The 11,445-nt window shown below is 42.1% G+C and carries 12 protein-coding genes; 3 read left to right on the forward strand and 9 right to left on the reverse strand.

The genetic code is table 11. From position 1 onward, the window contains the following. Window positions 1-25: 25 nt before the first annotated feature. From FCV43_RS02850 to FCV43_RS02870, 5 genes are all read right to left on the reverse strand, one after another. Window positions 26-592, reverse strand: a complete 567-nt coding sequence (locus FCV43_RS02850; RefSeq protein ID WP_136993962.1) for a Slp family lipoprotein — start codon at window positions 590-592, stop codon at window positions 26-28. A gap of 25 nt (window positions 593-617) precedes the next feature. Then, window positions 618-917 (reverse strand): hypothetical protein, encoded by a 300-nt coding sequence (locus FCV43_RS02855; RefSeq protein WP_017051327.1) that lies wholly within the window; start codon window positions 915-917, stop codon window positions 618-620. A 98-nt stretch (window positions 918-1,015) separates the two neighbouring features. Next, a complete protein-coding gene (gene tsaB / locus FCV43_RS02860) occupies window positions 1,016-1,717 on the reverse strand; it encodes a tRNA (adenosine(37)-N6)-threonylcarbamoyltransferase complex dimerization subunit type 1 TsaB (RefSeq protein WP_113795853.1) in 702 nt (233 codons plus the stop codon). Window positions 1,718-1,729: 12 nt separating this feature from the next. Further along, the gene (locus FCV43_RS02865; RefSeq protein ID WP_136993963.1) at window positions 1,730-3,679 is read right to left on the reverse strand and encodes an ATP-dependent DNA helicase; all 1,950 of its coding nucleotides are present in this window, start codon (window positions 3,677-3,679) and stop codon (window positions 1,730-1,732) included. Between the two features lie 136 nt (window positions 3,680-3,815). Further along, complete coding sequence (locus tag FCV43_RS02870) at window positions 3,816-4,013, reverse strand: hypothetical protein (protein WP_017051330.1); 198 nt, start codon at window positions 4,011-4,013, stop codon at window positions 3,816-3,818. 210 nt (window positions 4,014-4,223) lie between these two features. On the opposite strand from FCV43_RS02870, the gene purU reads away from it, so the two are divergent. After that, window positions 4,224-5,057 (forward strand): formyltetrahydrofolate deformylase, encoded by an 834-nt coding sequence (gene purU / locus FCV43_RS02875; RefSeq protein ID WP_017051331.1) that lies wholly within the window; start codon window positions 4,224-4,226, stop codon window positions 5,055-5,057. Between the two features lie 78 nt (window positions 5,058-5,135). On the opposite strand, the gene FCV43_RS02880 is transcribed toward purU, so the two are convergent. Beyond that, entirely contained in the window at window positions 5,136-5,732 is a 597-nt protein-coding gene (locus FCV43_RS02880) for a VOC family protein (protein WP_136993964.1), read from the reverse strand. Between the two features lie 289 nt (window positions 5,733-6,021). Here FCV43_RS02880 and argS point away from each other — a divergent pair, with 289 nt between their 5' ends. Then, window positions 6,022-7,755: an arginine--tRNA ligase gene (gene argS / locus FCV43_RS02885; protein WP_017051333.1), complete on the forward strand. Its 1,734-nt coding sequence runs from the start codon at window positions 6,022-6,024 to the stop codon at window positions 7,753-7,755. A gap of 97 nt (window positions 7,756-7,852) precedes the next feature. Continuing rightward, complete coding sequence (locus FCV43_RS02890; protein WP_113795848.1) at window positions 7,853-8,293, forward strand: HIT domain-containing protein; 441 nt, start codon at window positions 7,853-7,855, stop codon at window positions 8,291-8,293. Window positions 8,294-8,414: 121 nt separating this feature from the next. Here the strand turns inward: FCV43_RS02890 and FCV43_RS02895 are convergent, their stop codons facing one another. The 3 genes from FCV43_RS02895 to FCV43_RS02905 are packed head-to-tail and all read right to left on the reverse strand — an operon-like array spanning window position 8,415 to window position 11,142. After that, entirely contained in the window at window positions 8,415-8,645 is a 231-nt protein-coding gene (locus FCV43_RS02895; protein ID WP_017051335.1) for a FeoC-like transcriptional regulator, read from the reverse strand. After that, complete coding sequence (feoB, locus tag FCV43_RS02900) at window positions 8,642-10,915, reverse strand: Fe(2+) transporter permease subunit FeoB (protein WP_136993965.1); 2,274 nt, start codon at window positions 10,913-10,915, stop codon at window positions 8,642-8,644. Before feoB ends, FCV43_RS02895 begins: the two co-directional genes overlap by 4 nt. Then, window positions 10,915-11,142: a FeoA family protein gene (locus FCV43_RS02905; protein ID WP_017051337.1), complete on the reverse strand. Its 228-nt coding sequence runs from the start codon at window positions 11,140-11,142 to the stop codon at window positions 10,915-10,917. Before FCV43_RS02905 ends, feoB begins: the two co-directional genes overlap by 1 nt. Between the last annotated feature and the right edge of the window lie 303 nt (window positions 11,143-11,445).

Consider the following 11,445-nt stretch of genomic DNA (forward strand, 5'->3'; position numbering starts at 1 on the left):
CTTAACTCTTAACTCTTAAACGACATTATTTTACTTCTTGAACAATACGACCTTGTTTGGGCCCATAATTGAAGCTACGGCAATATAAACTACGGCAAGAGTGTAAATGCATAATATCGTCTTGAACTACAACTCGCTCTTCTACACGCCATAAACGCTTTCCATAAACCTGCATGACCGGAAAGGTGTAGTCATACTCTCCCACTTTTCCAGATTCAGGTTGATCAATGGTTCCTACCAACGAAATGAGACGGCCTTGAGCATAACTAAGCGATTCAAGGTAGCCATCGACATACGCAACAAATCGCCCTTTTGGCTCCGCATCCAAATCGGGTTTACCTACAGAGTTAAGTGGCAAGTTCACTACTTCGATTCGAGAGCGGTTTTCTAAATTCGTTACCTGCGCAATTACGCCACCAATGCGGATATCAGCCTTTGTGTCCGGATCAGTATCAAGCCAGTTTTGGTAGGTTAAAATCGGGGTTTCCGTCCGGCTAACTAACTCAGCAGGTAAAGAAGAGCAACCAGAAAGCATGACAAAAAAGAGTAATATGCAGCAACTGCGAATGGATTGAGAAATAAGCATAATCATCGCCTATGTATAAAATAAAAAGTGATTAGATGTATATATCGACGCCAAGCAGCTGAGCAAGTTCCTCTCTTTTTGCTTGGTTCATCACACCCATATATTGTTCCATGGCTTTTCTTGCTCGACCTTCAGGGGGAAGATCATATTGGATTTGAGCATCACGGATATCAGATTCGCTGACATGTTTAATTGAGTTGGCAACAGCATTCGCCACTTTAGTTGGTTGACCAACTGAAGTACTACCTTGTCCTTTTTTTACCTCGTTCTTTCTTGTCGTTTTCTTTGTATTAGGGACAATCGAAGGAGGTAAGCCATTAATTGATGCCATAAATACCCTATGCAGCAAAGCTCTCGGCTATAGTTTTAACTAAAGTCGAAAATGAAAGTGAAGACAAGTTTTGCTCGCCCTCACTTACAGTATATAGACTACTCCCGACCTGGAAGCTTTTTCCACGCCACTTTGTCTCGTAAATAGACCGGGCTTGCCTCTTCAGCCTGAACGGTATTGCCATTTTCCCATTCATACTGTGCTAGGAATGCAATATCTTGAGCTTCAGGGAAGAGAACGTCACTTTTTTCAAGTTGAAGTGCTAAACCAGAGAATTCGTCGCTATATGCGTCCCATCCAGTACCTGAGTGACCCCAAATTAATGAATCGGATTGAGTGTGTTCTACTAGCTCCGCTGGAGGGATCACGCATTCAGAATCCGCAACACCCCAGTTACCATCATCTTGACGAGTAAAACGTCCCCAGTAAACTTCACTCATTCGAGCATCAATCGCACAAGCAACATTGGTATGAGCATTCACACGGTATGTACCTTGAGCCATCGCGGCAAGCGTTGAAATTCCAATCATAGGAAGATCGGCACCAAACGCTAATCCTTGCGCAATTCCGATACCAATTCTTACACCGGTAAAACTACCTGGCCCACGCCCAAAAGCGAGTGCATCTAAATCGTTCAGAGAAATACCCGCTTCTTTGAGTACTTCATCCACCATTGGTAGGATCTTTTTTGTATGGTCTCGCGGTGCGATTTCACTACGAACGTAAGTCTGTCCGTTTACCATAAGTGCAACAGAACAGTTTTCTGTTGATGTGTCCAAAGCAAGAATTTTCGCGCTCATCAATATCTCAAGTTATTTATCTGTTATGTCTAAAGTTGTATTTTCAGTGGTGGAGATCTCACTTAAAAAATCTCTTACAACACCTAAATCTCGTGTTCGTGGGATAGGCGGAAGAGAAGCTAGGAATGTGCCACCATAGTCTCTCGTTACTAATCGATTATCACAAATAATCAAAGCCCCTTGATCTGTTTTATCTCGAATCAATCGCCCAACCCCCTGCTTCAAGGTGATGACGGCATCAGGCAATTGAACCTGTGCAAAAGGCTCCCCACCTTTCAATCGGCAATCTTCAATTCTTGCTTTTAGCAAAGGATCATCAGGTGCCGTAAAGGGTAATTTATCGATGATAACACAGCTAAGTGTGTCACCTCTAACATCTATACCTTCCCAAAATGCTCCGGTGGCCACTAATAGTGCATTACCAAGCTCCATGAATTCCGCTAATGTTTTCTGTTTACTGGTTTCACCTTGCAGCAGAACAGGAATCGTCAGGGTGTCACGGAACCATTCGCCCAACTCTCGCATCATGCTATGGGAAGTGCACAAGAAGAAACAGCGGCCTTGGTTCTCTTCAATCAATGGTGCAAGCATTTCAACTAATTTATCGGCAAGCCCTACACTGTTAGGTTCGGGTAAATAACGAGGAACACAGAGCCTCGCCTGTTGCTGATAATCAAAAGGGCTAGGCAGCGAAAACTGCGCGGTTGGCTTTAATCCAAGGCGCGAGGTGAAGTGACTAAAATCATCAGACACTGCTAACGTCGCTGAGGTAAAAATCCAGCTCCCCTGTTTTAATTCAATCTGCTCATGAAATTTATCGGCAACCGACAGTGGGGTGATATGCAAACTAAAGTGACGTGGCGTGGTATCAAACCAATATGAGTACCCCATAATGGAGACATCACAAGCTCGATTAATTCGGCCTTTTATCGTATTCGCCCGTTCAAAAGCAGTATCAAGCAGTTGGCTTCTACCTAAGGCGATTTTAAGAACATCAACGGCTAGATCGAGTGCATCTTGCAAGCGAGTCAATTCCCTCGCGACCACTGGTGAATTTAACGCTTCACGCCAGTTTCCACGAAAACCCGGTTCACCTAAAACGATACGTAAGTCCATAGCCGATTGAGTAAGCCTGTCACCCACCTTTTGCAATTGACGCATGTCTTTGGCTTCTGTCCGATAGGCTATTTCGATATCTTTTGCCAACTCTTGAACTTGTCGGCTGGAGACAGATTGACCAAAATATTGGCTCGCAATATCTGGAAGTTGATGAGCTTCATCGAAAATAAAAACATCCGCTTCTGGTATCAGTTCACCAAAGCCCGTCTCTTTGATCGCAAGGTCTGCAAGAAATAGATGATGATTGACTACCACAACATCGGCATCCATCGCATTTTTTCTGGCTTTAAGTACAAAACAGTCGGTGTAGCTAGGGCACTCTTTCCCCAAGCAATTATCATTAGTGGACGTAATGGTAGGAATAATGAGGCTATCTTCTGCAATCTCGTCGCAATCACCCAAATCACCGGTTTTGGTTTCGGATACCCAACTCCTCACCTTAACCAACTGAGTTAACAAAGTAGGATCCGATTCGTTGGTGTGGCTCTCCACCATTTGACGACTAAGGCGATCTAAACACAGATAATTGGAGCGCCCTTTCAGCAGAGCAACTTTGCCGTAAAAGCCGAGTGAGCTCACCATTAAAGGCAAATCACGATGATACAACTGCTCTTGAAGGTTTTTAGACCCTGTGCTGATTATTATTTTCTTACCGCTGAGCAAGGCTGGAGCAAGATAGGCGAATGTTTTTCCGGTCCCCGTTCCAGCTTCTACCACCAGCTGAGTTTGATCTTTAATGGCAGTCGCCACCGCTTCAGCCATGTCCAATTGGGACTGACGAGGTTGAAAACCAGGTATTGCTTTGCCTAGAGCACCACTCTCAGAAAAAGTTTTAGAGATCATAGAAAAATAGCAGCAGGAAATAAAAAGTTGAGGGGATTATGTCAGTTTTAGTGAGCCGGTGCGAATCAGATTGACTCCGCACCGGAAGGTGTTCGTAATTAAAAAAGTATGGTTTACAAAACGATGTGAATCCGCTCTATTTTCGTTTCAAGTAACGTGACAACCAAGCCGGTCCGTCAAAACCACTGTCATCCATCATCGCTTTTGCAGCATCAGAAGGTGAGGCCTTGTTTTCCCACATCTCAGACAACACGGTTTCATCAACTTCATTTTCACCTAACAGTTCGCAGACTCGTTCACTGTATAACTTTCGTGCTAGTAGCTCTTTATCCATAAGTTCCGCCTTAATGCATCATATTAGGAGTATCAGAAACAACAAAACTATCGAAAATAATCCCAAGACAAGCGTTCTGCTTAGATATTTTGTTGAAACTATATTGATAATAGATTAATTATAGCTCTTATATTGCGGCATGCTTCACCGTTCGAAGCGCTTGGAATTAGTTTTTAGTCCAAAAAAAATATTGCATGGAAGTAAGATCAAATGGAAAAAAAAACACTGTTAACCCACTGCTCTGATGCTCCGGGGTTAATCTCAAAAATCACCAATATCTGTTACAAACATCAACTCAATATTATCCATAATAATGAATTCGTTGATAACAGCAGTGGCCACTTCTTTATGCGTACAGAACTGGAAGGATTCTTTAACGATGAAACTTTTCTTGCGGATTTAGATCAAGCCTTACCTCAAAACACTCAAAGAAAGCTGGTTGACTCCTCACGTAAACGTGTCGTTATTCTCGTCACCAAAGAATCTCACTGCCTAGGTGATATTCTGATGAAGAATTTCGATGGGAGTTTAGATGTAGACATTGCTGCGGTTGTGGGTAACTACGACACGCTTCAATCTCTTACTGAGCGTTTTGATATTCCATACCACTGTGTTTCTCATGAAGGATTAAATCGAGAAGAGCACGAAGACAGAATGTTTGAGGTCATTGATCAGTACAATGCCGATTATTTAGTGTTAGCCAAATATATGCGTATATTGACACCAAGTTTTGTCGAAAAATACAATCACAAAATCATCAATATCCATCATAGCTTTTTGCCAGCCTTCATTGGTGCGAAACCCTACCTACAAGCTTATGAGCGTGGCGTTAAGATCATAGGGGCTACTGCTCACTTCGTAACCAACGATCTAGATGAAGGCCCAATCATTAAGCAAGACGTGATTCCTGTCGATCATAATTTCAACGCTCAAGATATGGCGCGAGCTGGACGCGATGTTGAAAAGAATGTACTGAGCAAAGCCTTAACTAAAGTCGTGAATGATCATGTCTTTGTTTATGGCAATAAGACGGTAATTCTATAATTCGGCGACAACTAAATAAGTAAAGGTCGAGACTTACTCTCGACCTTTTTTATTGGTTTCTATCTAACTACTGCCGAATTATTCTTGCTCTGACTCCACAATCTTTTTGAGTGAATGTGGATGCAGTTTGATACAAATACCTTGATGCTTAAAAGCGACGGTGGGATTGTTCAAACGTTCGCCTTCTCCCTTAGGGCTCGACAATTTCGTTTTGATGCCTAAATCGCCCAACTTATCCCAGTTCAGAGCGAATTGAGGATAGGTCTGTTTCAAATCATCTAAATACTCGTCTGCCGTTTGTGCATGCGATGGAATAACAAACTCCACATGTTCCCAATCTTGCTGCTCGTAGACTTTACCTTCAGCAGGATATGGCAACTCCAAACATTCAATACTCCAGCCTAAACTCTTCAGCGGTTGATTGAATTCAAGAACAATAATCGGTCGACCATTTATAATCGCTTCAGAAATCACGTTTCCATGCTCTAACCACGCGTGATGTGCTAACTTAGCGACATGGAACTCATTAATTCTTAACGCAATATGGTCAGATTGAGCAAAGGTTAAGTCAATACCGATCTGTTCTCCCAAATCTGCTATTTTTTGCATGAAGACATCCAGTTTGCCTAGCATTTGATTTGGAGTGAGGTCTAATTCGGATAGATTTCCTGACATGTTTTAACCCATAGTTTTAAATTTAATAAATAGTAACGGCATTTGAATAAATAGCCACTCTCTTGTAAGTATTATCGGACACATTAAATGGCAAAATTTCCTACTATCGCCCTGTAAGAAAGGCCATTAAATTGGTATCATTACCGCCATTTTTGTGAACTTAAACAAGAATCATAGTGAATAATTCTCGTCTTGCTCTCCTTTTGTTCCTGCATTTATTGCGTAACAAGTAGTAGTAGACACATTACCGCTATCATTCTTTACCATCCTTGAATTGAAGGGAACGCGTGTGAATATCCAAGCACTGATTAATGACAAAGTATCTAAGGCTCTTGAAGCCGCTGGCGCACCTGCAGGAAGCCCTGCTGCTGTACGTCAATCTGCAAAACCACAATTTGGCGACTACCAAGCGAATGGCGTGATGGGTGTTGCTAAACGACTAGGTACCAATCCTCGAGAATTTGCTCAAAAAGTATTGGATGTTTTGGATCTAAATGGAATCGCAAGTAAAGTTGAGATTGCAGGTCCTGGCTTCCTAAATATTTTCCTAGACGAAGCTTTCTTAGCAAAACAAGCGGAAGCGGCACTTGCTGACGAACGTTTAGGCGTACAACTAGAAGCGACTCAAACTATTGTTGCTGACTATTCAGCGCCAAACGTTGCTAAAGAGATGCACGTTGGTCACTTACGCTCAACGATCATCGGTGATGCGGTTGTTCGTACTCTTGAATTCTTAGGTCACAACGTAATCCGTGCTAACCACATCGGTGACTGGGGTACTCAGTTCGGCATGTTGATTGCTAACCTTGAGCGCGTTCAACAAGAGTCTGGCGAAGTTTCAATGGAACTTGCTGACCTTGAAGCTTTCTATCGTGAATCGAAAAAACTTTACGATGAAGACGAAGCATTTGCTCTTAAAGCTCGTGGTTACGTTGTGAAACTACAAAGCGGTGATGAGTACTGCGCAAAAATGTGGAAAAAACTCGTTGACGTTACTATGGTTCAAAACCAACGCAACTATGATCGTCTAAATGTATCTCTAACTCAAGATGATGTGATGGGCGAAAGTAAGTACAACCATATGCTTGCTCCTATCGTTAACGATCTTGTTGAAAAAGGCCTTGCGGTTGATAGTGACGGCGCAAATGTTGTTTACCTAGATAAGTATAAGAATAAAGACGGCGAAGCGATGGGTGTTATCATCCAGAAACGCGACGGTGGCTTCCTATACACGACAACGGATATTGCCTGTGCAAAATACCGTTATGAAACACTAGGGGCAGATCGTGTTCTTTACTTCATCGATTCACGTCAACATCAGCACCTGATGCAAGCGTGGGACATCGTTCGCATGGCTGAGTACGTACCAGAAGAGGTGACTCTAGAGCACCACGCATTTGGTATGATGCTAGGTAAAGATGGACGTCCATTCAAAACTCGTGCTGGTGGTACAGTTCGCCTAGCGGATCTTCTTGATGAAGCAGAAGAACGTGCACAGAAACTGATCGAGTCGAAAAACCCAGATCTTGCTAACGAAGAAAAAGATAACATAGCTAAAACAGTAGCAATGGCTGCGGTTAAGTATGCTGACCTTTCAAAACACCGTACAACGGATTACATTTTTGACTGGGATAACATGCTAGCTTTCGAAGGTAATACAGCACCTTACATGCAGTATGCATATGCGCGTGTTGCTTCTATCTTTGCAAAAGCAGGCCTGTCTATGGATTCACTATCTGGTGAAATCATTGCTAAAGAAGAAAAAGAGAAAGCACTCATTGCTAAGCTACTTCAATTTGAAGAAGCGGTTCAATCTGTTGCTCGTGAAGGTCAGCCACATATCATGTGTAGCTACCTATTTGAACTAGCAGGTCAATTCTCTAGTTTCTACGAAGCATGCCCGATTCTGATCGCTGAAGATGAAGCCGTTAAGCAAAGCCGCTTGAAGCTTTCTGCGCTTACTGCTAAAACGATCAAACAAGGTCTATCTCTACTTGGTATCAACACGCTTGACCGCATGTAATTTCCATTAGAATTATTGAAAAGGTTGGCTTAATCGCCAACCTTTTTCTTTTTCTATGTTATAAACAGTGCACGAATCATCGACTGATATTTTGCATATGGACTTTATTCTTCACCCTCAGTTAGCCAAAGATACGACGGTTATTGGCCACTTTCCACTCTGCATCGCATTACTTCATAAAGATAACGCCGTTCCTTGGGTCATTCTCGTTCCAAAAAGAAATGAGCTAAAAGAGCTTCACCATTTACCGATGAATGAACAACAGCAGTTTTTAGTTGAATCTCAAACGATCAACCAAACGCTGGAAGTGCTCTTTACTCCAGATAAAATTAATCTTGGTGCTCTGGGTAATATGGTTCCACAATTACATATTCATCATATCGCGCGTTTCATTTCTGATGTAGCTTGGCCCGGCCCTGTTTGGGGCAATACTCAAGGTGAGTTTAGGTCTGACGATGACCAGGTTTCTCTCTTGAAACAACTGCAAACAAAACTTCAAGACAGCCCTATATTTAGTATTAACGAACCATCAGCATAGGGTGAATTTGGAGCGTTATCTTAAATACGGATAAGAATCTATAATCAAAAACGCCGCATCGATAAAGATGCGGCGTTTTTATTTCTAGCGATAGAAAGCTAAAAGTGAACCGTGTTAGCTCTTACATCGTTACGGTTAACGATAGCTCATCACTCTTAATTGTGCTGTAACGAACTCGAGTCACTTTTTTCGCTTTATTGGTATCGATCAAGCGAGATATCTGACCCTTTTTCACCCACACACTCAGCATGGCATCCACACCGTCTTCACTTAAAGTAAACTTTTTTGCCAGTTCATTTCTCGACGCGCTGCCATTTTCGGTGATGTAGTTCTTTAGGTCAGATAAAATCATGCGACTTGTACCTCTAGATTCATTTGCTCTTTACGCCCTTTTCTTTTCATCAACTGGTATGCGATAACAGAGGTGGCAATCAAGCTGACAATCCAAATAGAGCTTGTCATTGGGTGATCCGCGAAGTGTGCAACTTGGTAGTATAAAGCAGCACCACCGTAACCTAATGCCATTGTCCACACCGCAATGAAGCGAGCAAAGTTTTGGCCGAACTCACGAACATAAGCCCCCATAGCGGCAACACAAGGTGTGTACAGAAGGATTAAGATTAAGTAAGCAAATGCCGCATGGCCACTTACAAAGTGAGACTTCAAGTTACCAAAAATCGATGTATCCACTTCTTGATCTTCCGCAACTGCCGATGAATCACTTAAATCGCCAACTTCAATGCCTAGTGGATCAGAGTAACTTAGACCGGTAAGGTTTTCAGGAATAGACATTACCGCCTCTTCCAAACTACCCATCAAGTCAAATTCAGACTCTTCACTTTCCGCTGATGTGTAAAGGCTGTTTAATGTACCGACAACGGCTTCTTTAGCAAAGATACCCGTAATAATACCAACGGTTGCTGGCCAGTTATCTTCATTAATACCAATTGGAGCAAAAACAGGAGTAACAACTTGCGCCGCTTTTGACAATACTGATTTTTCGCTGTCTTCGTTACCAAATGAACCATCAGTACCGATTGAGTTCAAGAAGCTTAAGATAGTGACCACTACAACAATCGTTTTACCTGCACCTAGCACAAAACGGTTCAGCTTTTGCCACGTTTTGATCAGTACATTTTGGATAGTTGGCAGTTCGTAATCTGGCATTTCCATCACCAAGCTATCACTAGAACCTGGGTATAGTGTGTGTTTCAGCACAACACCAGTAAGAACAGCAGCAACGATACCTAACACATAAAGAGCGAAAACAATATTTTGACCACTATCAGGGAAGAATGCCGCCGCAAAAAGTGCGTATACCGGCAGTCGAGCACCACAAGACATAAATGGTGCCATAGATGCCGCTAATTTACGCTCGCGCTCTTGGTCTAATGTTCGCGTAGCCATGATTGACGGTACGTTACAACCAAACCCAAGCACCAACGGTACAAACGCTTTACCTGGCAAGCCGATTTTTTGCATCACTTTATCAAGCACAAATGCCGCGCGAGACATGTAACCAGAACTTTCTAAAACGGCTAAGAATAGGTATAGGCAACCGATAACAGGAATGAAGGTTGCAACTGTTTGGATACCACCACCAACACCATCAGCGATAAGTGTCACTAACCAAACTGGCAGGTGGTCATCAAGTAGATAGTGGCCGCCATCAACAAGAAGCGCCCCAACGCCAATATCAAAGAAATCAATGAATGCACCACCAATATTGATGGAAAACATAAACATCAGATACATCACAACAAAGAAGAAAGGCACACCGACCCACTTATTCAGAATGAGGTTATCCGCTTTTTCAGTAAAGCTATGACTTAATTTTCCTTCTGTACGACGCGCCTTCTTACACTGTTCATGTAAGAAAGTGTATTTCACATCAGCAACTTGCAAGTCAATATCTAAATTACAAGCTTCTTGCTGTTGGTTAATCAGTTCACGGTCAGATTGAGAAAGAGGGTTATTAACCAGTAAATCATTTTCTAATGCACGTATAGCTAGAGCGCGGGATGACACTTCTTGGCCAGCAAAAACAGGCGCAATGGTAGCAATGGCACTCTCAAATTCTTGGCCATAATCTAAAACCAGCTCTTTCAGCGCAACGCCTTGAACCAGTGCTTTATGTAACTTGTCTTTAAAACGGTTCACTTGCTGCTTGTTATTTGCCGACAACGTGAATACTGGACAGCCAAGCATTTTTTCTAACGCTTTAATATCTAATGTTTGGCGTTCACGCTTAAGGGCATCCATCTTATTCAAAACGACAACCATTGGTCGACCTAACTCACGAAGTTGCAAGGTCATGTATAAGCTACGTTCTAAACACGTTGCATCAACAACATTAATAATCAAATCAGCAGGGTGACTAATAACAGCGCGAGAAGCAATTGACTCATCAATACTATTACTATCATTTCCGCTATCTAGTGCGTAAATACCCGGCAAGTCAGTTAGCTTAAATTGATCGCCAGAGTGAGCATAACGTCCTGTTTTCTTCTCTACGGTTACACCAGCCCAGTTACCAACTTGCTGTTTCGCGCCAGTTAAGCCATTAAACAGTGTCGTTTTACCACTATTTGGATTACCAACCGTTAGTATTTCATACTGCATTATTTTTGCTCCACTAGAATTGCTGCAGCAATATTTTCACGTATTGCTAAAGACACACCACGAACTTCAACTTGAAGCGGATCACCCATAGGTGCTCGACGCACTACCTTGACTAACGTATTTGGAAGCAAGCCCATAACCATTAGCTTTTTTCTTACGTCATTAGATATTTCAGAAAAAGACAGAATACTCGCGCAATCGCCTTCTCTCAGTTGTGATAGTTTCATAGCAGGTCTCAATTATAATTAGGAATGAGAAATATTTTCATTAGCGATAATGATAACCGCGATTCTCCCCACTTTTATTGAGTGAAATCAAAGATTGCAGAAAATCGAACGTAAAAAACGTTAAAAACAAGCTCGTTAAATACGTCAAATTAGAGAGAATTCTGTGGGTAATGAGTCAAAAAAGTAAGTTCAGGTAAAGAACATAAACAAAAAACACTTAAAATACAAAAACTTAAAATAAGCCTTACAACTTGGCGGTTTTATCGGGTAAACATGTCGTTAATTTTATGAAGGAAATAAGCG

Source organism: Vibrio genomosp. F6, from assembly GCF_005146325.1.
Taxonomy (GTDB): domain Bacteria; phylum Pseudomonadota; class Gammaproteobacteria; order Enterobacterales; family Vibrionaceae; genus Vibrio; species Vibrio cortegadensis.

Bases quoted from the DNA above. Each gene is read 5' to 3' on its own strand.
- FCV43_RS02850 (WP_136993962.1), bottom strand. From the start codon at position 592: ATGATTATGCTTATTTCTCAATCCATTCGCAGTTGCTGCATATTACTC.
- FCV43_RS02855 (WP_017051327.1), bottom strand. From the start codon at position 917: ATGGCATCAATTAATGGCTTACCTCCTTCGATTGTCCCTAATACAAAG.
- tsaB (WP_113795853.1), bottom strand. From the start codon at position 1,717: ATGAGCGCGAAAATTCTTGCTTTGGACACATCAACAGAAAACTGTTCT.
- FCV43_RS02865 (WP_136993963.1), bottom strand. From the start codon at position 3,679: ATGATCTCTAAAACTTTTTCTGAGAGTGGTGCTCTAGGCAAAGCAATA.
- FCV43_RS02870 (WP_017051330.1), bottom strand. From the start codon at position 4,013: ATGGATAAAGAGCTACTAGCACGAAAGTTATACAGTGAACGAGTCTGC.
- purU (WP_017051331.1), top strand. From the start codon at position 4,224: ATGGAAAAAAAAACACTGTTAACCCACTGCTCTGATGCTCCGGGGTTA.
- FCV43_RS02880 (WP_136993964.1), bottom strand. From the start codon at position 5,732: ATGTCAGGAAATCTATCCGAATTAGACCTCACTCCAAATCAAATGCTA.
- FCV43_RS02890 (WP_113795848.1), top strand. From the start codon at position 7,853: ATGGACTTTATTCTTCACCCTCAGTTAGCCAAAGATACGACGGTTATT.
- FCV43_RS02895 (WP_017051335.1), bottom strand. From the start codon at position 8,645: ATGATTTTATCTGACCTAAAGAACTACATCACCGAAAATGGCAGCGCG.
- feoB (WP_136993965.1), bottom strand. From the start codon at position 10,915: ATGCAGTATGAAATACTAACGGTTGGTAATCCAAATAGTGGTAAAACG.
- FCV43_RS02905 (WP_017051337.1), bottom strand. From the start codon at position 11,142: ATGAAACTATCACAACTGAGAGAAGGCGATTGCGCGAGTATTCTGTCT.